Source organism: Pararhodobacter aggregans (assembly GCF_003075525.1).
GTDB classification, from domain to species: domain Bacteria; phylum Pseudomonadota; class Alphaproteobacteria; order Rhodobacterales; family Rhodobacteraceae; genus Pararhodobacter; species Pararhodobacter aggregans.
This window is the reverse complement of the sequence record NZ_QDDR01000007.1, coordinates 244,583-264,919: the sequence shown is the minus strand read 5'-3', so window position 1 is coordinate 264,919 and position 20,337 is coordinate 244,583. Positions and strand designations below refer to the sequence as shown.

Annotated in this window: 19 protein-coding genes; 14 read left to right on the top strand and 5 right to left on the bottom strand. The window is 68.8% G+C overall.

Features of this window, described 5'->3' with window-relative positions; translation table 11 throughout:
* Positions 1-138: 138 nt before the first annotated feature.
* Both DDE23_RS14880 and kynU read right to left on the bottom strand, forming a co-directional pair.
* Entirely contained in the window at positions 139-621 is a 483-nt protein-coding gene (locus tag DDE23_RS14880) for a GNAT family N-acetyltransferase (RefSeq protein WP_107752526.1), read from the bottom strand.
* Entirely contained in the window at positions 618-1,814 is a 1,197-nt protein-coding gene (gene kynU, locus DDE23_RS14875; RefSeq protein WP_107752525.1) for a kynureninase, read from the bottom strand. Before kynU ends, DDE23_RS14880 begins: the two co-directional genes overlap by 4 nt.
* Before the next feature lie 188 nt (positions 1,815-2,002).
* Between kynU and DDE23_RS14870 the strand changes: the two genes are divergently transcribed.
* From DDE23_RS14870 to DDE23_RS14840, 7 genes are all read left to right on the top strand, one after another.
* The gene (locus tag DDE23_RS14870; protein ID WP_107752524.1) at positions 2,003-4,075 is read left to right on the top strand and encodes a hydantoinase/oxoprolinase family protein; all 2,073 of its coding nucleotides are present in this window, start codon (positions 2,003-2,005) and stop codon (positions 4,073-4,075) included.
* A gap of 1 nt (position 4,076) precedes the next feature.
* Entirely contained in the window at positions 4,077-5,711 is a 1,635-nt protein-coding gene (locus DDE23_RS14865) for a hydantoinase B/oxoprolinase family protein (protein WP_107752523.1), read from the top strand.
* Positions 5,712-5,774: 63 nt separating this feature from the next.
* On the top strand, positions 5,775-6,443 hold the full coding sequence (locus DDE23_RS14860; protein ID WP_107752522.1) for a GntR family transcriptional regulator: 669 nt from the start codon (positions 5,775-5,777) through the stop codon (positions 6,441-6,443).
* A 62-nt stretch (positions 6,444-6,505) separates the two neighbouring features.
* Positions 6,506-7,213 (top strand): class I SAM-dependent methyltransferase, encoded by a 708-nt coding sequence (locus DDE23_RS14855; RefSeq protein WP_107752521.1) that lies wholly within the window; start codon positions 6,506-6,508, stop codon positions 7,211-7,213.
* A 140-nt stretch (positions 7,214-7,353) separates the two neighbouring features.
* Positions 7,354-8,748, top strand: a complete 1,395-nt coding sequence (locus DDE23_RS14850) for an aldehyde dehydrogenase family protein (RefSeq protein ID WP_107752520.1) — start codon at positions 7,354-7,356, stop codon at positions 8,746-8,748.
* A 3-nt stretch (positions 8,749-8,751) separates the two neighbouring features.
* Positions 8,752-9,126, top strand: coding sequence for a Rid family hydrolase (locus DDE23_RS14845; RefSeq protein WP_107752519.1), 375 nt, complete (start codon positions 8,752-8,754; stop codon positions 9,124-9,126).
* 39 nt (positions 9,127-9,165) lie between these two features.
* Entirely contained in the window at positions 9,166-10,260 is a 1,095-nt protein-coding gene (locus DDE23_RS14840; RefSeq protein WP_107752518.1) for a helix-turn-helix transcriptional regulator, read from the top strand.
* Here the strand turns inward: DDE23_RS14840 and DDE23_RS14835 are convergent.
* Entirely contained in the window at positions 10,252-11,538 is a 1,287-nt protein-coding gene (locus DDE23_RS14835) for a protoporphyrinogen/coproporphyrinogen oxidase (protein ID WP_107752517.1), read from the bottom strand. The genes DDE23_RS14840 and DDE23_RS14835 overlap by 9 nt on opposite strands.
* A complete protein-coding gene (locus DDE23_RS14830) occupies positions 11,535-13,175 on the bottom strand; it encodes a thiamine pyrophosphate-dependent enzyme (protein WP_107752516.1) in 1,641 nt (546 codons plus the stop codon). Before DDE23_RS14830 ends, DDE23_RS14835 begins: the two co-directional genes overlap by 4 nt.
* A gap of 270 nt (positions 13,176-13,445) precedes the next feature.
* Between DDE23_RS14830 and DDE23_RS14825 the strand changes: the two genes are divergently transcribed.
* From DDE23_RS14825 to DDE23_RS14800, 7 genes are read left to right on the top strand one after another with little or no spacing between them, the layout of a single operon-like run.
* Positions 13,446-15,062 carry an ABC transporter substrate-binding protein gene (locus tag DDE23_RS14825; RefSeq protein ID WP_107752515.1) on the top strand — a complete coding sequence of 539 codons (1,617 nt, stop codon included), beginning with the start codon at positions 13,446-13,448 and terminating at the stop codon, positions 15,060-15,062.
* A complete protein-coding gene (locus DDE23_RS14820; protein ID WP_107752514.1) occupies positions 15,059-15,799 on the top strand; it encodes an aspartate/glutamate racemase family protein in 741 nt (246 codons plus the stop codon). The genes DDE23_RS14825 and DDE23_RS14820 overlap by 4 nt, the downstream gene beginning before the upstream one ends.
* On the top strand, positions 15,796-16,788 hold the full coding sequence (locus DDE23_RS14815) for an ABC transporter permease (protein ID WP_107752513.1): 993 nt from the start codon (positions 15,796-15,798) through the stop codon (positions 16,786-16,788). The genes DDE23_RS14820 and DDE23_RS14815 overlap by 4 nt, the downstream gene beginning before the upstream one ends.
* On the top strand, positions 16,788-17,639 hold the full coding sequence (locus DDE23_RS14810) for an ABC transporter permease (protein ID WP_192883732.1): 852 nt from the start codon (positions 16,788-16,790) through the stop codon (positions 17,637-17,639). Before DDE23_RS14815 ends, DDE23_RS14810 begins: the two co-directional genes overlap by 1 nt.
* Positions 17,639-18,622, top strand: a complete 984-nt coding sequence (locus DDE23_RS25435) for an ABC transporter ATP-binding protein (RefSeq protein ID WP_202863269.1) — start codon at positions 17,639-17,641, stop codon at positions 18,620-18,622. The genes DDE23_RS14810 and DDE23_RS25435 overlap by 1 nt, the downstream gene beginning before the upstream one ends.
* A gap of 1 nt (position 18,623) precedes the next feature.
* Entirely contained in the window at positions 18,624-19,436 is an 813-nt protein-coding gene (locus DDE23_RS25430) for an ATP-binding cassette domain-containing protein (protein WP_202863268.1), read from the top strand.
* The gene (locus tag DDE23_RS14800; RefSeq protein WP_107752512.1) at positions 19,433-19,924 is read left to right on the top strand and encodes a TIGR02444 family protein; all 492 of its coding nucleotides are present in this window, start codon (positions 19,433-19,435) and stop codon (positions 19,922-19,924) included. The genes DDE23_RS25430 and DDE23_RS14800 overlap by 4 nt, the downstream gene beginning before the upstream one ends.
* Here DDE23_RS14800 and DDE23_RS14795 read toward each other — a convergent pair.
* Complete coding sequence (locus tag DDE23_RS14795; RefSeq protein WP_107752557.1) at positions 19,906-20,253, bottom strand: YigZ family protein; 348 nt, start codon at positions 20,251-20,253, stop codon at positions 19,906-19,908. The genes DDE23_RS14800 and DDE23_RS14795 overlap by 19 nt on opposite strands.
* Between the last annotated feature and the right edge of the window lie 84 nt (positions 20,254-20,337).

Here is a 20,337-nt window from a genome sequence, read left to right as displayed (position 1 = left end):
ACTCCGGGTCGGGAAAGGGCAGGGAAGGGCGGTTTCAGCCCGCCCGCCCCGCATCCCGCGCCCCGACCATGGCCAGCCGCCGCCAGATGGCGATCCAGCCCGCCGCGCGGCAGACCGGCGGCAGATCGGCCCGCGCCCTCATGCCGCCGCCCCCTGGGTCAGGTCCAGCGCCATGTGGAACCGCTCGAACGGCGCGCCATTGGGCAGGGCCATCGGCTCCACCCGCTCGACCTGCCAGCCGCGACGGCCGAGGAACCGGCTGGAATACTCGTTGGCATGGACCGTCAGCCGGGATAGCCCCAGCGCCCGGGCCCGCAGCAACAGCCGTTCGTACAGCGCCGCGGCATGGCCCTGGCCCATCGCCTCGGGCAGCACGAAGGCGGTGTCCAGATGCCCGTCCGGCATCAGCGACATATAGCCGGTCAGCTGGCCGTCAACCTCGCTGACCCAGCAGTCCTGATCCAGCAGCTTGTCGCGGGTGGTCAGGTCAGGCGTCGCGCGCGGCGCCCAGCCGTCGCGCATCTGCTGGTCATAGCGCACCGCCCCCTCATGCACGGCGCGGCGGAAGACGTGGAAACACGCCTCGCGGTCGCTGGGCCGGTAGGAGCGGATGCGGATCATGTCACCTTCGCGCGGGTCTTGAATTCGGGCCGGTCCCAGGCGTTCGTCGCCAGGATCTCGGCCAGGATCCTCACCGCACCTTCGACCTCGGCAAGGCCGATGTAAAGCGGCGTGAAGCCGAAGCGCAGGATATCGGGCGCCCGGAAATCGCCGATCACGCCCTGCGCGATCAGCGCCTGCATCACCGCGTAACCCTCGGGGTGGCGGAAACTGACCTGACTGCCGCGCATCGCCGGATCGCGCGGCGTGGCCAGTTCCAGACCGGGGCAGGCGGCCTCGACCCCCTGGATGAAGGCCTCGCAGAGTTCGATGGATCGGGCGCGCAGATCGGCGATCTCGACCCCGTCCCACACGTCCAGCGCGGCGTCCAGCGCGGCCAGTTGCAGCACCGGCGGTGTGCCCACGCGCATCCGCTCGATCCCGGCGCCGGGGCGATAGTTCAGGTCGAAGGCGAAGGGCGCCTCGTGCCCCAGCCAGCCGGACAGGGCCGGGCGCGCGACCTCGGCATGGCGGGGCGCGACATAGATGAAGGCCGGGCCGCCGGGGCCGGAATTGAGGTACTTATAGGTGCAGCCGACCGCGAAATCCGCCTTGCCCTCGGCCACTTTCACATCCGTGGCCCCGGCCGAATGCGCCAGATCCCAGACCGCCAGCGCGCCCACCGCATGGGCCTTGGCGGTCAGCGCCGCCATGTCGTGCCGCCGCCCGGTGCGGTAATCGACCTCGGTGATCATCAGGACCGCGACCGTTTCGTCGATGGCGTCGAGCACCTTGTCCGGCGCGACCGTCTTCAGCGAGTAGTCCGGCCCCAGCGTCCGGCACAGCCCCTCGGCCATATACAGGTCCGAGGGGAAGTTGCCGGTATCCGACAGGATCACCCGGCGCTTGGGGTTCATCTCCAGCGACGAGGCCAGCGCCTGATAGACCTTGATCGACAGCGTGTCGCCCAGCACCACATGCCCGGCCTCGGCCCCGATCAGCCGGGCGATCCGGTCGCCCAGCCGGGTCGGCAGATCCATCCATCCGGCCTTGTTCCAGCCGGTGATCAGCATCTGGCCCCATTCATCGACCGCGGCCTGTTGCAGGCGGGCGGGCACCGCGCGGGGCAGCGGCCCCAGCGAATTGCCATCCAGATAGATCACCCCTTCGGGCAGGTCGAACAGGGCGCGGGTGGCGGAGAAATCGGTCGGCACGGGACAATCCTCTGGCGCGTTTCCCGGGAAGGCTAGACCCTGCCCGGTATAGTTTCAAGTTTAAAATAATGGCGGTGCAGGGTGGATCGGCGATTGACAGGCGGGGGTCGGGTCTGGCATCCCTGACGCAGTAATGAATAATGAGTAATGAGTAACACGCAAGACCCACCCGCAGAGGAACGGCAAGAATGAGCGAGATTCGCATCGGCATCGACGTTGGCGGCACCTTCACCGATTTCGCGCTGGCCACGCCCGGGGGGCTGCGCACGCTGAAACTGCCGACCACGCCCCGCGCCCCGGAACGCGCCATCCTCGACGGCGTGCAGCAGATCCTGCGCGAGGCTGCAATCGCGCCCGAGGCCGTCACCGGCATCGTCCACGGCACAACGCTTGCCACCAACGCCATCATCTCCCGGCACGGCGCCCGCACCGCTTTGGTCACGACCGAGGGTTTCCGCGACGTGCTGGCCATGGGCGACGAGGGGCGTTTCGACCAATACGACATCACCATCGTCAAGCCCGAGCCGCTGATCCCCCGCTGGTGGCGCTATGGCGTGCCCGAACGCCTTGCCGCCGATGGCGCGGTGCTGCTGCCGCTTGATGAACAGGCGCTCCATGCCCTCGCCCGGACCCTGCGCGACGAGCGGATCGAAAGCGTCGCGCTGTGCTTTCTGCATGCCCATGTAAACCCGGCCCATGAACGCCGCGCGCTGGAGGTGCTGCAACCGCTGCTGCCCGGCGTGCTTTTCAGCCTCTCGTCCGAGGTCTCGCCCGAGATCGGCGAATACGCGCGCTTCTCCACCACCGCCGCCAATGCCTTCGTGCAGCCGCAGGTGGCGACCTATCTCGACCGGCTGGAGACGGGGCTGGCGGCGCTGGGCCTGACCGCGCCGGTGTTCATGTTCCTGTCGAACGGCGGGCTCTGCCATCTGGATCTCGCCCGCCGCTTCCCGATCCGGCTGGTCGAATCCGGCCCGGCGGGCGGCGCGGTCTTTGCCGCCCAACTGGCCCGCGATCTGGGCGAGGAGGCGATCCTCGCCTTCGACATGGGTGGCACCACGGCCAAGATCTGCCTGATCGACAAGGGCGTGCCCCGCCGCAGCCCCTCGTTCGAGATGGCGCGCGAACATATGCACCGGCAGGGCAGCGGCCTGCCCGCCCGCATCCCGGTCATCGATCTGGTCGAGATCGGGGCGGGTGGCGGCTCGCTGGCCCGGGTCGATGCTCAGCGCCGGTTGCAGGTCGGTCCCGAAAGCGCCGGTTCGGACCCCGGCCCGGCCTGTTACGCCCGGGGTGGCACGCAACCCGCCGTGACCGACGCCAACCTGCAGCTTGGCCGCCTTGCGCCGGAGGATTTCGACGGCTCCGGCATCCTCATTGACCCCGGCCTCGCCACGCAGGCGCTGGAGGCGGGGGTGGGCGCCCCCCTCGCCCTCGACCCGCTGGCCGCCGCTGCCGCGCTGGCCGAGGTGGTTGAGGAGCAGATGGCCGGTGCCGCCCGCGAACATGCGCGCGAGAAGGGCGTCGACTTGCGCCCCCGGCCGATCATCGCCTTCGGTGGCGGCGGCGGCGTCCACGCCGCCCGCATCGCCCGCAAGCTGGGCGCCACACGGGTGATCGTGCCGCAGGGGGCGGGCATCGGCTCGGCCATCGGGTTCCTTCAGGCGCAGGCGGTCTATGAACTCTCGCGCAGCGTGGCCATGCCGCTCTCGGCCTTCGACGCCGGGCGCTACAACCGCCTCTATGCCGAGATGGCGGCCGAGGCTGGCGCCTTCGTCACCGCCGCCGCCCCGGGCGCGCAGCAGGTCGCGCAGCGCACGTTGTTCCTGCGCTACAAGGGGCAGGGCCAGACCCTGCAAATCCCGGTGGAGGATGCCGACCTCACCGATCAGGACGCCCCCCGCCTGCACGCGCTGTTCCAAAGCCATTACGCCGCGCTCTACAAACGCGCGCTGGAGCGTATCCCGGTCGAGATTGTCGCGCTCAGCCTGCGCGTTGCCGCCGAAGGCACCGCCCCCACGCCCGCCGTCACCGACCGGCTGGACCGCCCGCTGCCGGAGACCGCGATGCTCTATGACCTGACGACCGGCGCCATGGTCCCCGCCCGCCAGATCCTGCGCGCCGACCTCGGGCCCCGGCCGCTGCAAGGCCCCGCGCTCATCAAGGACAAGGGCACCACCATCCACGTCCCGCGCGGCTTCGACGCGCGGACCATCGAGGGCGGCCATGTGCTGCTGACCTACACCGGGCAGGAGGGCTGACATGAACCCCGCACAGGACGAAATCCGCTTTCAGGTGATCTGGTCCAACCTCATCGCCATTGTCGAGGAACAGGCCCGCACCCTGATGCGCACCGCCTTCAGCCCGGTCGTGCGCGATTCGGGCGACCTCAGCGCCGCGCTCTTCGACCGGGCTGGCAACATGCTGGCGCAGGCCCAGACCGGCACCCCCGGCCACGTCAATTCGACCGTCGCCGCCGTGCCGCAGATGCTGGCCGTCCATCCCGCCGAGACGCTGGAAGAGGGCGATCACCTTATCACCAACGATCCCTGGATCGCCTCGGGGCATGTCCACGACATCACCGTCACCTCGCCCGTGTTCAAGGACGGGCAGGTCATCGGCTTTTTCGCCTGTACCTGCCACCAGCTCGACATCGGCGGGCGGGGGCAGGGGCCGGACGGCGCCTCGGTCTTTGAGGAGGGGCTGGCGATCCCGGTGATGAAGCTGATGAGGAAGGGCGTCGTGAATGACGACCTGATGGCGATGATCCGCGCCAATGTCCGCACCCCGGACGAGGTGGAGGCCGATATCCTCTCCTACGTCGCCGCCAACGAGGCCAGCGCGCAGGTGCTGGTCGAGGCCGTGGCGCAGCTGGGCCTGACGGATCTGGAGGCGGTGGGCGCCGAGATCCTCGCCCGCTCCCGCGCGGCGATGATCGCCGAGATCCGCAAGCTGCCCAAGACCTCGGCCAGCAACACCATCACCCTCGACGCCTTCGGCACGCCGATCACCATCACCTGCACCCTGACCATCGGCGAGGATGAGGTGCTGCTGGATTTCGCGGGCACCAGCCCCTCGCACCCCAAGGGGATTAATCTGGTCTACAATTACACCAACGCCTACGCGTCCTTCGGGGCGCGCTGCATCATCGGCGCGTCGGTCCCCAACAACTCGGGCTCGCTGTCGACCGTCCGTGTCGTGGCGCCCGTGGGCTCGATCCTCAACGTCACCCGCCCCAACCCGGTCAGCGCGCGGCACATCATCGGCCAGTTCCTGCCCGAGGCCGTGCTGGGCTGTCTGGCGCAGATTCTGCCCGACAAGGTCCCGGCCGAGGGCTCGGCCGGCCTCTGGGGTATCCAGCTGAGGGGCGGGCCCGAGGTCGCGCGGCATTTCCCCGGCGACTGGCAGGGCCCGGCCTGGGAGACGCTCTTCTTCAACGCGGGCGGCGGCGGGGCGCGGCCGATGGCGGACGGGCTGTCCACCACCGCCTTCCCCTCGGGCGTGCGGGCCATGCCGGTCGAGGTGGTCGAAAGCCACGCCCCCATCGTGCTGTGGAAAAAGGAATTGCGCCCGGGGTCGGCGGGCGACGGCACCTTCCGCGGCGGCTATGGGCAAAGCATCGAACTGGCGACCCGCGACGGTAGCCCCGTGGCGCTGTTCGCCATGTTCGACCGCACCACCGTGCAGGCGCAGGGCCGTCAGGGCGGCACCGCCGGGGCGATGGGGGCGCTGGGCCTCGCCTCGGGCCAGCCGTTGCAGCCCAAGGGCGTCCAGATCGTCGGCCCCGGCGAAAGGCTCCGGTTCGAGGTCCCGGGCGGCGCGGGTTTCGGTGATCCGGCCTTGCGTGACCCGCAGGCGCGCGCGCGCGACCGCCACTCGGGGCTGGAACCGGGCTGAGGGGCGTTGTCGCGCCTCCGCCCGACCCGTAAGATCGCCCGGCCCTTGACCGCAGGACGCCGCATGAACGCCAGCCCCCCGACCGACCGACCCCGCGTCCTGCGCCGCGAGCGGCTCAGCGATCAGGTCTTCGACTGGGTGCTCGAGTCCATCCGCTCCGGTGATTACGGCCCTGACGATCTGATAACCGAACCCGCCCTCGCCACGGCGCTGGAAACCTCGCGCACCCCGATCCGCGAGGCGCTGTTCCGCCTCGTCGGCAACGGCATCCTGACCGAACGCGGCCGTGGCTATTGCCTGCCGCTGCTCAGCCCCGCCGAGGTCGCGCATATGTTCCACACGCGGCTGCTGGTCGAGGCCGACATCCTGCGCCAGATCCCGGACCGGCCCGATGTGACCGCGCTGAACGCCGCCTCCGAGGCCGAGAAAGCCGCGATCCGGGCCGACCAGCCCCGCGATTTCATCGCCGCCAACACCGCCTTCCGACGCGCGCTGTTCGACCTCTGTCCGAACCGCTTCCTCACCGAGATCGCCGATCATTGCAACGACCGGCTGCAAGCCTATCGCAGCGTGACCATGGCCGAGGCCGCCACGCGCCAGGCCGTGGCCCGGGACCACGCCGCCGTTGTCGCCGCGCTGTCCAAGGGCGACCGCGAGGGGGCGGCCGCGCGCTATCTCGACACGCTGGGCCGGGCGCAGGCGGCCTATGCGGCGGTTGCCGGGGCCGCCTGACCCTCTGGCCCTGCGCGCGGAAGGGCGATAGACCGCCGCCTCCGCGACAAGGAGGCCCGCAGATGACCGACGACGCAAACGGCTGGGAAGCATCGGCCGCCGCCTGGATCGCCGATATGGGCGAGACGGGCGATTATTCGCGCCAGCATATCCTCGACGCGCCGATGCTGGCCCGCGCCCGGCTCAGCGGCGCCCGGACCGCGCTGGACGTGGGCTGCGGCGAGGGGCGTTTCTGCCGGATGCTGCGGGCCGAGGGGATCGAGGCCGCCGGCATCGACCCCACGGCCGGCCTGCTGGCCCAGGCCCGCGCCCGCGACCCGCAAGGCCGCTACGAACTGGCCAAGGCCGAGGCGCTGCCCTTCGCCGATGCCAGTTTCGGTCTGGTGGTCAGCTACCTGACCCTGATCGACATCGCCGATATCGACAGCGCCATTGCCGAGATGGCCCGCGTCCTGACCCCCGGCGGCAGGCTGCTGGTGGCGAACCTCAACCCCTTCACCACGGCGGGCGGCTGGGTCGAGGACGCGCAGGGCAACCGGCAGATGCAGGTCCGCGACTACCTTTCGACCCGCGCCGACCGCGTGGGCTGGCGCGGGATCCAGATCGTGAACTGGCACCGGCCGATGCACCGTTACATGCAGGCCTTCCTCGCGCAGGGCCTGCGGCTGGTGCATTTCGACGAACCCGCGCCCCATGGCGGCGACCCCGACCGCGCCCGGCGCTATCACGATTGTCCCTATTTCCACCTCATGGAATGGGTCCGGGACTGAGGCCCCTCACCCCGGCCTGCGGATTTCCGGCGAATGTTTTTCGATATCGGAAGGATCGGCCCCGGCCGTCTTTCCGCCGCTCCCGGCTGCCCTCATGCTGCGGCTAACGCGCTGAAAACCCATGACGGAGAGCTGCCCCGATGAGCCGTGCAATCGACGTGACGAACCCAAGGACCGGGCTCGTCGACACCAGGATCGAGGCCCTGGACCTGCCCGCCCTCGAGGCCAAGGCCGCCCGTCTGCGCGCCGGTCAACGCCGATGGCAGGAGATCGGGCTTGAGGGGCGCAAGGCCGCCATGCTGGCGCTGTGCGACGCCGTGGACCGCCATTACGACGCCATCGTCGACGCGCTGTCGGTGGATACCGGCCGCTACGGCATGTCGGTGGCCGAGGTCGAGGGGCTGAAAGGCATCACCCGCATGCGCGTCGCCACCGCCGAGGCCGCGCTTGCCGCCGCGACCGGTGCCTCGGGCGACGGCGCGCTCAGCTTCCGCCAGCAATACGTGCCCCAGCAACTGGTCGGCATCATCTCGCCGTGGAACTACCCGCTGATCCTGTCGATGATCGACGCGATCACGGCGCTGCTGGCGGGTTCGGCCGTGCTGGCGAAACCCTCCGAAGTCACGCCCCGCTTCATCGCCCCCTTCATGGCGGCCGTGGCCGAGGTCGAGCATCTGCGCGATGTCCTCGATTACGTCGCGGGCGATGGCGAGACCGGCGGCGCGGTGATCGACGTGACCGACATGGTGGTCTTCACCGGCTCCGTCCCCACCGGCCGCAAGGTGCATGAACGCGCCGCCTCGCAGTTCAAGACCGCGTTTCTGGAACTGGGCGGCAACGACCCGGCGGTGGTGCTGGACAGCGCCGATGCCGACGAGGCCGCCGAGATCGTGGTGCGCGGCGCGATGGAGAATTCGGGCCAGCTGTGCTGCTCGATCGAACGGGTCTATGCCGGGCGCGACATCTATCCCACCTTCGTGGATCGCGTGGTGGCCCGGACCCGGGCGCTGACGCTCAACACCGAAGGGCTGCAATCGGGCGAACTGGGTCCGGTCATCTTCCGCCGTCAGGCGCAGATCCTGCAGGCGCAGCTGGACGATGCCGTGGCCAAGGGCGCCCGCGTCCTGACCGGCGGCAAGCTGATCGAGAAGGACGGCGGCATCTGGTGCGAGCCGACGGTGCTGGTCGACGTGACGCAGGACATGGAGATCATGCAGGCCGAGACCTTCGGCCCGATCATCCCCATCGCCCGCTTCGATGAACCCGAGGAAGCGATCCGCCTCGCCAATGACACCATTTTCGGCCTCTCCGCCACCGTGATCGGCGACGAGGACGAGGCGGTCGCGGTGGGCGAGCGGATCAACGCGGGCGGCGTCTGGATCAACGATTTCGACACCATGGGCGGCGTCGGCGACCGGGCCGAGAAGACCGCTTTCGGCGCCTCCGGCCTCGGCGGCACCCGCTATGGCCACGGCGGCTTCCACCGTTTCCTGCGCAAGAAGGCGCTCATCATCCGCAAGTCCGAGGAGGCCTGAGCCATGAAGGACCGCATCTTTTCCGGCTCTCCGGCCGAGGATTTCGCCGGTTTCGCCAAGGCGGTGATCGACGGCCCGGTGATCCATGTCTCGGGCAGCCTCGGCCCCGATGCCGACGGGACCTTCCCCGACAGCGTCGAGGCGCAGCTGGAGAACGCGCTGGCATCGGTCGCCAAGGCGCTGGGGCAGGCCGAAGCCAGCCTCGCCGATGTGAAGACCGTCCGCGTCTACATCACCGAGCCCGGTTTCGCGAAGGGCGTGGCCATGGTGCTGAAGAAACACTTCGACGCCGTGCGCCCGACCAACACGCTGCTGGTCTGCCAGCTTCCCGCCCCGGGGGCCAAGGTCGAGATTGAGGTCTCGGCCTCGCGCCGGTAATCTGGGACGGATCGCCAGCACGGGAGGAAGCGGCCCGCCATGACCGGCCAGCGCGACAGTCAATCCGCCGCGAAAAGCCTGTGGCGGCGCGAATTCGGGGACGACAGCGGCACGCTGGCGGGGGTGTTCCGCAGCCTCGCCGCGCAGCCCGACCGCTATGACACGCTGGCCGACCCCGCGCAGAGGCTCTTCTCGGCCCGGGTCGATCTGGCGCCCGGGGCGGGCAGCGGTTTCTACCGCTTCCTTTCCGTCCGCGATCAGATCTTCTGCGGCATCACTGAATGCACCACCCTCGATGAACGCCACGAGGAGGTCCGCGACGAGGGCCTGATCGAGCTGCATTTCCAGATCGAAGGTCCGGTGCGTCTGAGCTGGGACGTCGAGGAGGGCAGCCCGCCCCCGGCGCAGGGCAACGACCATCCGGTGCATGAGGCGACGATGGTGGCGCTGCGCTGCCCACCCGACCTCAGCTACACCGTCCGCTTCCCGGCGGGCAGTTACCGGCTGCTGGGGATCTACGTCGCCCCCGACCTCTTGCGCGACAGTTTCGGGCTCGATTCGAACGCCGTGGAACGCCTTTTCGCGCCCTTGCCCGGGGAAATCCCGCTGGTCGAGCGCAAGATCAACAGCGCCTTCGTCCGTGCGTTGCAGGCGCTGTGGGACATTCCCTTCGACGGCCCGCGCGACCTGATGCTGGCCTCGGCCAAACTGACCGAGATCATCTGTCTGGTCGCCGACGCGCTGGACGATGGCTCGGACGAGGGCACGCAGAGCTTTTCCCAGCGCGACCTCGCCATGTTCGAGCGCGCGCGCGAGATGCTGGCGACCGATTTCTCCAAGAACTATTCGGCCACCAACCTCGCCAAGGAACTGGGCACCAACGCCACCAAGCTGAAGGCCGGGTTCAAGTTCTTCTACGGCACGACGATCTTCGAGTACCGCAAGAAATACCGCATGGATTACGCCCTGACCCTGCTGGAACAGGGCGATCTGTCCATCGCCGAGATCGCCCAGACCGCCGGCTACAAGCGGCAGGCCAGCTTCACCTCGGCCTTCAAGCTGCATTTCGGCGTGTTGCCATCCAGCGCCAAACACGCCGCGGCCCCGGCCAAGGGCCGCGACGCCTCAGACTGACGCAAGGATCTGCGCCGCCGCCCGCTCGCCGCTCGCCGCGGCGCCGGTGAGCAGCGATTGCGCCAGATAATCGCCGCAGAACGCCAGCCCCCCGGTCTGCCGCGCCCGGAAATCGGCCACATTGCGCGCATAGCCGGGGTAGAAGGTCGGGAGTTTCCGCTCGATCCATTGCTCCACCCGATCCTCGCAATCCGCGTTGAGCGAGGGGTAGAGCTGCACCAGCCGCTCCTCGATGATCGCATGCAGATCGCCGGTGCGCCCCTCGGCCTTTGCCCGGGCATTCGCCTCGGGCGAGAGTTGCGCGTAAAGCTGCGCCGCCTGCCCCTTGGCCGGATTGGCGGCGCTTTGCTGATAGGTGGCAATGGTCCCGGCAGCCTCGCGCGTGAAGAAATTCATCTTCGGCGCCACATTGCCCTTCAGCCGGTAATGCACGATCCCCAGCGAATTGTAGCGCACGCCGTTGAAGAACGCTCGATCCTCGGCCCCCAGATCCGGCATCAGACCGGCGACCAGCGAGCCCTCGACCGCCATCACCACCCGGTCGGCCCGCAGCGTCTCGCTTTCGGTCGCGACCGCGTAACCCGCCCCCGCCTTGGTCACCGCGCGCACCCGCGTGTTGCAGCGCAGATCGAGCCCCCGGGCCAGCGCATCGGGCAAGGTCGCCATGCCCTGCTTGAAGACGTAAACCGTGTCCTGCCCGATCAGATGCGGCGTGGTCGAGGCGAAGAAGGCGCCGGAAATCTCTTCCGAATTCCAGGACCGCGTGCCCCGGAACACCGGATCGACCATCCGCGCCAGTACATTGGCGCCGGTCTTCTGCCGCGTGTAATCGGCCAAAGTCATCCCGTCCGCCGCCAGGGCGCTCGCCGCGTCGTCGGGATCGGTGCGCGCCTTCGCCAGCAGCATCCCCGCCCCGAAGGCGATGAAGCGCAGCCGCTCGGCCAGGGTCAGGCCCGGGGTCAGCAGGCTGGCCGGTCCCGGCATCAGCTCGATCCGCCATTCCTCGCCCGCGCCCAGACATTGGGCCGAGAGGTTGCGCACCGGCACCAGTTCCCCGGTCAGGCCCAATTCATCCAGCAGCGCGTTGAAGGGTCTGGAGAACGGATAGACCAGCCGCGCCCCCGCGTTGTACCGAATCCCCCGCGTCTCGCGGTCGCCGACGCGCCCGCCAGGCACTGCGCCGGCCTCCAGCACGGTCACGGCATGGCCCGCCCGATGCAGGCGATAGGCGGCGGTCAGCCCGGCGATCCCGGCGCCGATGACGATGATATCGCTCATGGTTTCAAGGCCTCCTCGCCGGTCATCAGTTCAATCAGCGTCGGCCCGTCCTCGGCCAGCGCCGCCGTCAGGGCCGGGCCGAAGTCGGCGGTCGTCCGCACCTTCCAGCCCTTCACCCCCATCGCCCCCGCCAGCGCGGTGAAGTCGACCGGCGCCAGCGCGGTGCCGCTGCGCCGCCCGAACATCCGGCTTTGCGAGGCGGCGATGGCCCCGTAAAGGCTGTTGTTCACCACGATGGTCAGGACCCGCAGGCCATAGAGCGCCGCCGTCGCCAGCTCCTCGCCCTGCATCAGGAAGCAGCCGTCGCCCGCCACCGCGACCACCCGCCGCCCGGGCTGCGCCGACTGCACGCCGATGGCGGCGGGCAGGCCATAGCCCATGGCGCCGCTTTTCGGCCCCAGCTGCGTGCCGAAGACCTCATGCCCGAAATATCGCTGCGGCCAATGGGCATAGGCCCCGGCGCCGACGGTCAGCATCGCGTCGGCGGGCAGCGCCGCCCGCAGCGCCCGGAACACCGCGTTCAGGTCCAGAGGGCCGGGGCAGGGCCTGCCGGTGGTGAACACCTCCCGCGCCGCGCGCAGGTCGCGTTGCCAATCGCCCGTCTCGCGCCGCTTTGGCCCCCGGGCGCGCAGGGCGGCCAGCACGTCGCCCGGATGCGCCAGCAGGGCCGAGGTGGTGCGATAGACCGCGTTCAACTCGGCCGGGTCGGGGTGGACATGGTGAACGGCCTGCGCGGGAACCGGCGCCTCGATCAGCCGGTAGCCTTCAAAGACATTGGCGCCGAAGGTGTTGATCTCGCCCAGCCGCATCCCCAGCACCAGCAGGCAATCGGCCTCGGCCACCTTGCCCGCCAGCGCCGGATCGGCGCCGATGCCGAGTTCGCCCACCATCAGCGGATGGCTGGCCGGCATCAGGTCGCGGCGGCGATAGGCGGTGGCGACCGGGATGCCGCTTTCCTCGGCGAAGAGCGACAGGCAGCGGGTTTCCTCGGCCCGCCAGCCGGTGCCACCGACGATCATCAAGGGGCGCTGGGCGGCGGCGAGGGCATCGGCCAGCCGGTCCAGATCCTCGCCCGGGGCCTGCGGACGCGGCGGCGCCGGGGGCGTGGCGGGGAGCGAGGCGGCGGGGATCTCCTCGTGCCAGACCTCCTCATGCAGGGCCAGCACGACCGGCCCGTGACGGCCGGTCAAGGCCTCGACCCAGGCGCGCGAGAGCATCTCGACCAGCCGCGACGCGCTGTCGCAGGATCCCACCCATTTGGCCGAGGGCGCGAAGGCCTGCACGAAATCGGCATTGGCCAGATAGGGCTCGCGCCCCGCAATCGCGCCCGAGGGCTGGCCCAGGATCAGGATCATCGGCGCCCCGTCGGTCCGCGCCGTGTGCAGGGCCAGCGCCGCGTTCAGCGCGCCGGGCGCCCGGCCGACCAGACAGATCCCCGGCCGCCCGGTCACCTGCCCCGCCGCCTGCGCCGCCACCGCCGCGCCCGCCTCGTGCCGACAGGAAACCAGCGGCACGCAAGCGCCTTCCAGCGCGTCGACCAGCTCCAGTATCCCCTCGCCCGGGACATGAAAGGCCGGACCCTCCGCCCAGTCGCGGATCAGAAGGGCCAGCGCCCCGGCGCCCGTCAGGTGATCCATCTCGCGTTTCCCGTTTGTTGATTTCGCACAGGTTTTCACCCGGGCCGGGGCAGTTGCAACGGGCTTCACCCCCTGATTGCGGGCCAATCCGGTGAAATGACCGATAACAGAAAAATCAGAACTGGAATCTGAAACCCCCCTACTGGCGAGAACGGGGGCACGCCGGAATACTCCAGGAACCGCAACAAAGACGCCGGAGACAGAGCGAATGCTCGCCCGGTGTCCTGCCGGGGCAACCGGGCCATTCGACCCGCGCAACAGGGAAATGACATGACCAAGACACCGACCTCCCCGACCTTCGCCATGAGCCGCCGCGCCCTGCTGCTGGCCTCGGGTGCGGGCCTCGCCGCCGGAATCCTGCCCTTCGGCCCGCTGAAAGCCCAGCAATCGGGCACCCTGGCCATGTGCGTGACCCCCGAACCCAACGCCATGTGCGCCGCCTTCAACACCGCCTCGCCGGTCACCGTCGTCTCGGGCAAGATGCTCGAAGGCCTGCTGAACTACGATTTCAACGTCTCGCCCACCCCGGCGCTGGCGACCGCTTGGGAGGTCGCGGCGGACGGCCTGTCCATCACCTTCTCGCTGCGCGAAGGCGTGATGTGGCACGACGGCCAGCCCTTCACCTCGGCCGATGTGCAATACACGATCATGGAGATCCTGAAGCAGCACCACCCGCGCGGCCGCTCGACGCTGGCCAGCGTCACGGCGGTGGAGACGCCCGACGACCACACCGCCATCCTGCGCCTCAGCCAGCCTGCGCCCGCGTTGATGTACGCGCTGGCCGGCTGGGAATCGCCCATGCTGCCGAAGCATGTCTATGAGGGGACCGATGTCCTCCAGAACCCGGCCAACAACGCGCCCGTGGGCACTGGCCCCTTCGTCTTCCAGACCTGGGAGCGCGGTTCGCATATCATCATGACCGCCAACCAGAATTACTGGGGCGAGGGCGAGCCGAAGCTGGAACGGCTGGTCGTGCGCATCATCACCGACCCCTCGGCCCGTGCCGCCGCGCTGGACGCGGGCGAGCTGCATCTGGCCGGTGACGGCCCGATCCCGGTCAACCAGGTCCAGCGCTTCATGGACAGCGCCGACTTCCAGGTCGACACCCGCGGGACCGAGATGAACAACTCGCTCGACATGATCCACACCAACCTGCGCAACGAGCATCTCGCCAAGCTGGAGGTCCGTCAGGCCCTGATGCACGCCATGAACCGCGAGGCGATGCTGGGCGTGGTCTATTACGGTCTGGCCGAGATGCTGACTGGCCCGATCCCGGAAACCCTGCCCAACTTCTACACCGCCGATGTGCCGAGCTACGACTACGACCCGGCCCGCGCCAACGCGCTGCTCGATGCCGCCGGTTACGCCCGGGGCGCCGACGGCATGCGCTTCAGCCTGCGGCTGATCGCGCCGACGGTGGGCGACACCTATGAACGGATGGGCCAGTTCCTGAAGCAGAACTTCCGCGACGTGGGCGTCGATCTGGAGCTGATCTCGGCCGATATCCCGACCTTCATCCGCTCGGTCTTTGGCGAATACGACTACGATCTGACGCTCTATCCGGGCTCGGTCACCGCCGACCCGACCATCGGCTCGCAGCGCTTCTGGTGGTCGAAGGCCGCCTCGCAGGGGACGCCCTTCGTCAACTCGACCGGCTATGAAAGCGCCGAGATGGATCAGATCCTCGAGGACGCCTCGGTCGAACCCGACCCCGAGGCCCGCCGCGCCCTCTTCGTGCGCTTCCAGCAGCTTGCCATGACCGATCTGCCGATCCTGCCGGTGGCGCGGCCGATCTATGTCACCATCGCCGCCGCCAATGTCGTGAATTTCGTTCCCGGCCCTGACGGCATCCGCGCCCCCTATGGCTCGCTCGCCTTCACCGGATGAGCGATCCGCAGCCAACCCTGCCGCCTGTCGGCGTCCTGTTGCTGGACACCCGCTTCGCGCGGCCACCCGGTGACATCGGCAATGCAAGCACCTTCGGCGGCAGGGTCCTTTACGAAACCGTGGGCGGGGCCAGCATGACCCGGATCCTGCAGGGCGATCCTGAGGATCCGGCGCTGGCCGAGGGGTTCCGTGCCGCGCGCGACCGGCTGGTGGCGCGGGGGGCGGAACTCCTCACCACCTCGTGCGGGCTGCTGGTCTTCCAGCAGGCGCGGCTTTCGCAGGGTTGCCCGGTGCCCTTCACCGCCTCGTCGCTGTTCCAGATCCCGCTCCGGCAGGCGCAGCACGGCAAGGTGGCGGTGATGGGGCTGCTTCAGGGCTCGATCACCCCGGCGCATCTGGCCGCGGCCGGGGTCGCGCCCGACCTGCCGGTCGGCGCGCTGCCCGAGGATGCGCATCTGCTGAACGTCCTGCGCGCCAACGACCCCGACCGCCCCATCGACGCCGCCCGGGCCACGGCCGAGCTGATCGCCGCCGCCCGCGCCCTTCTGGACCGCGCGCCCGACACAGGGGCGCTGGTCCTCGAATGCACCAACCTGCCGCCCTATCAGGCGGCGCTGGCCGAGGCGCTGGACCTGCCGGTCTATGGCTTCTACGACTGGCTTGTGGCCATCCATCAGGGGCAGGCCCTGCCTGATGGCCGCCTGCCACCTGCATGCCCTACGGAAATCCCCGCATGAAACCGATCCGACGCCGCTTCCCCTGGGCCTTTCTGGCCAAGCGGGTGGCCTATGGTGCGCTGGCGATGCTGGCCATTGCCATCATCAACTTCTTCCTGCTGAAACTCGCCCCCGGCGACGCGGCCGAGGCCCTGGCCGGGCAGGCAGGCACCGCCGACCCCGCCTATATCGCCCAGCTTCGCGCGCAATTCGGACTGGACCAGCCGCTGCTCAGCCAGCTCTGGGCTTTCCTGGTGCGGCTGGCGACGCTGGATCTGGGCTATTCCTATGTCTTCAACGAGCGGGTCTCGGTGCTGATCTTCAGCCGGATGCCCGCCACGCTGATGCTGATGGGTGCGGCGATCGTCATCGCGGTCATCGGCGGCATCGTCTTCGGTGTCACCGCCGCGCGCTATGCCAACCGCTGGCCGGACCGGGTGATCTCCTTCGTGGCGCTGCTGCTTTACGGCACGCCGCCCTATTGGATCGGCCTGATGATGATCCTGATCTTCGCCGTGACGCTGGGTTGGACGCCCACCTCCGGCATGGAAAACGTGCTGGCCTTCAACACCGGCTGGGACCGGGTGGCGGATATCGCCCATCACCTGATCCTGCCCGCGCTGGCGCAATCCATCTTCTACCTCGCCATCTACATCCGGCTGGTCCGGGCGGGCATGCTGGAGGTCCTGTCCCTCGATTTCATCCGCGTGGCCCGGGCCAAGGGGATTTCCGAGCGCCGCCTCTCCTATCGCCACGCGCTCAGGAACGCGGTCCTGCCGCTGGTCACCGTGGTCGGCACCAACGTTGGCAACTTCCTCGGCGGCGCGGTGCTGACCGAGACGGTGTTTTCCTGGCCCGGGGTCGGGCGGCTGATGTTCGACGCCATGTTCCAGCGCGACCTGAACCTGCTGCTCAGTATCCTCGTGCTCAGCTCGTTCTTCGTGATCCTCGCCAATCTGATCGTGGACCTGCTCTATGCCGTCATCAACCCGACCGTGGAGCTGAAGTGATGGACCGCCTGAAATCCCTTCTCACCGCCATCCTGCGCGACTGGATGATGCTGCTCGGCCTCCTGCTGCTGGCGACGGTGTTCTTCATGGCCGCCACGGCGCCCCTGTTCTTCCCGCAGCCCCCCGACACGATGATGGGCCCGCCGCTGCAATGGCCCGGTCAATACGCCGGCGCGCCCCTGGGCACCGACGGGTTGGGCCGCAACATCCTGGCGGGGCTGTTCTACGGCGCGCAGATCTCGCTTCTGGTCGGCTTCGCCTCGGTCACCGTCGCCATGGTCTTCGGCATCCTCGTCGGCGCCTTCGCCGGCTATTACGGCGGCTGGATCGACAACCTGCTGATGCGGGTGACCGAGCTCTTCCAGACCATCCCGCAGTTCATGCTGGCCATCGTCGTCGTCGCCGTCCTCGGCCCGTCCATTCAGGTCATCATCTTCTCGCTCGCCGTGGTCAGCTGGCCCGCCATCGCCCGTCTGGTGCGCGGCGAGTTCATGGTCCTGCGCGAGAAAGCCTATGTGCAGGGCTGCATCGTCGTCGGGATGAGCGACATGCGCATCATCTTCACCCAGATCCTGCCCAACGCCATGTCCGGCGTCACCGTCATGTCGACCATCATGATCGCCACCGCCATCCTGATGGAAAGCGCGCTCAGCTTCCTCGGCTTCGGCGATCCCAATGTCACCACCTGGGGCACGATGATCGGCATGGGCAAGAACAACCTGCGCGATGCTTGGTACATCATGACCATCCCCGGCATCGCCCTGCTGCTGACCGCGCTGGCGCTGAACCTGGTGGGCGACGGGCTGAACGATTACCTCAACCCGCGGCTTCGCAGCCAGAGGGGGCAGTGATGAGCAACCCCATCCTCCAGGTCGAGAACCTGCAGATCTGCGTGCGCAAGAAACCCGGCGTCCTGATCCTGCGCGGCGTCTCGTTCCACGTGAACGCGGGCGAGACGCTGGCCATCGTCGGCGAATCCGGCTGTGGCAAGTCGATGACCTCGCTCGCCATCATGGGCCTTCTGCCCGATGCGGTGGAAAAGCTCTCGGGCACCATCCGCTTCAAGGGCCGCGAGCTGCCGATCACCGACAACCGCGCCATGCGCAAGGTCCGCGCGGCCGAGATCGGCATGGTCTTTCAGGAACCGATGGCCGCGCTCGATCCGCTCTATCCGGTCGGCAAACAGGTGCTCGAGGTGATCGAGGAGCACGAGAAACTCCCCCGCGCCATGGCCTGGGCCCGGGTCATCGACCTGCTGACCAAGGTCGATCTGCCGAACCCCGAGACCCTCGCCTGGTCCTATCCGCACAAGCTGTCCGGCGGGCAATTGCAGCGCGTGGTCATCGCCATGGCGCTGGCCTGCAACCCCGATGTGCTGATCGCGGACGAGCCCACCACCGCGCTGGACGTCACCGTTCAGGCGCAGATCATGCGGCTTCTGAAACGGCTGCAACGCGATACCGGCGTGGCGATCGTGCTCATCACCCACAACCTCGGGCTGGTGGCGCATACCGCCGACCGGGTGATGGTCATGTACGCCGGCAACAAGGCCGAGGAAGCGCCGACCCGCGACCTGTTCCTCAACCCCCGCCACCCCTATACCCGCGGTCTGCTGGACGCGACGCCGAACCCTGAGCGCGCCTCGGCCCAGGGCGGTGTCCTGCGCGAGATCCCCGGCACCGTCCCCTCCATCGCCGACCCGATGCCCGGCTGCCGGTTCGCTCCGCGCTGCCCCAATGCCAGCGACCTCTGCCATGCGCGCTTCCCCGATCCGACCTATGAGGGCGCGCATGGTTACGCCTGCCACCACCCCGTCACCGACGCGAGGGTCTGACATGACCAACCCCCTCCTGCGCATCGACGACCTGCACGTCAGCTTCCGCGTCGGCAAAGAGATGATCCACCCGGTGCGCGGCATCTCGCTGCATCTGAACCGGGGCGAGACGCTGGCGCTGGTCGGCGAATCCGGCTGCGGCAAGACCACGCTCGCCCGCACCATCCTCGGCCTGCAAGCGCCGTCCTCGGGCGTGATCGAATACGACGGCAACGATATCGCCGGTCTCGACCGCTTCCAGCTCAAACGCTTCCGGCCGCATATCCAATGCGTGTTTCAGGACCCGTTTTCCTCGCTGAACCCCCGCAAACGGGTTGAGCAACTGATCCGCGAGCCCTTGGACATCCACCAGATCGGCGACAAATCCACTCGCCTGAAACGCGCGCATCAGATGATGGAGCGGGTGGGCCTGCCCATCGACTGGGGCCGCCGCTTCCCGCATGAATTCTCGGGCGGGCAGCGCCAGCGGATCGGCATCGCCCGGGCGCTGGTCATGCAGCCGGACCTGCTGATCTGCGATGAACCGGTTTCCGCGCTGGACGTGTCGATTCAGGCGCAGATCATCAACCTGCTGTGGGAACTCAAGCGCGACATGGGCCTGAGCTATCTGTTCATCAGCCATGACCTGATGCTGGTGGAAACCTTCGCCGACCGCGTGGCGATGATGTACAAGGGCGAGATTGTCGAGACCGGCCCCGCGCGGCAGGTCTGGTCCAACCCCCAGCACGAGTTCACCCGCCGCATGATCGACGCCATCCCGGTCCCCGATGTGACCCGCCCCACGCCCCCCGCCTTCCGCATCGACGCGGAATGAACGGCGAAGACGCGCTATGGGCGGCGATCACCGCCGCCTATGCCCGCCCGGGCATCGCCCCCCTCTGCCTGCGTCTGCAGGATCAGGGCGGCATCGACGTGATGGTCCTCTTGGGCCTGTGCTATGCCGCCCGGGAGCTGGGCGCGCCCCTGTCCCCGGCCGAGGTTCAGGCGTTGCGCAGCCGGTCCGAGCCCTGGCGCGCCGCCGCCGTGCGCCCGGCAAGGGCGCTGCGCATCGCTCTGCGGGCGCCGGTGGCCGGGGTCGGGGACGATCAGCGCGAAGGGTTCCGCGACCGGCTGAAAGCGGTGGAACTGGCGGCCGAGCGGGTGCAGGCCGGGATCATCGCCGAGTGGCTGGCGGCGCGGGGTGCCGGCGCCGCTGATCCGCTGCCGGGCCTGCGGTCCTTCCTCGGCGGGACGCCGGTGACCGAGGGCGAGATCGGGCAGTTGCTCGATGCCTTCGGCCCGGATCAGGGGGCGTCCAGATAGATCCGCACCGCGTCCTGCACATGCCGGAAGCGGTCGCCGCCCAGATGCTTGCCGCCGTACCAGCGCGTCACCACCACCAGATGATCCGTCACCCCCGCGCGCTCCAGCATCCGCAGGATGACCATCCCGGCGCCCGCCTCGCCATCGTCGTTCTTCAAGGCGCCGTCCGCGGTCAGCAGGCCCCAGGAATGATGCGTCGCCTTGGCGAATTTCTTCTTGCGGCACAGCTCCTTGATGAAGGCCTTCGCCTCGTCCTCGCTCTGGCAGGGCCCGCCCGAGACGGCGTATTTCGACCCGCGGTCGCTGATTACGTTCTCAAGGATGCGCATGGGGCAGGGGATAGACAGATCGCGCTGGCCGGGCAAGGGTCGCGGCATGGGACACTCCTGCCAAAGGCGTAACGGCCCCGGCCA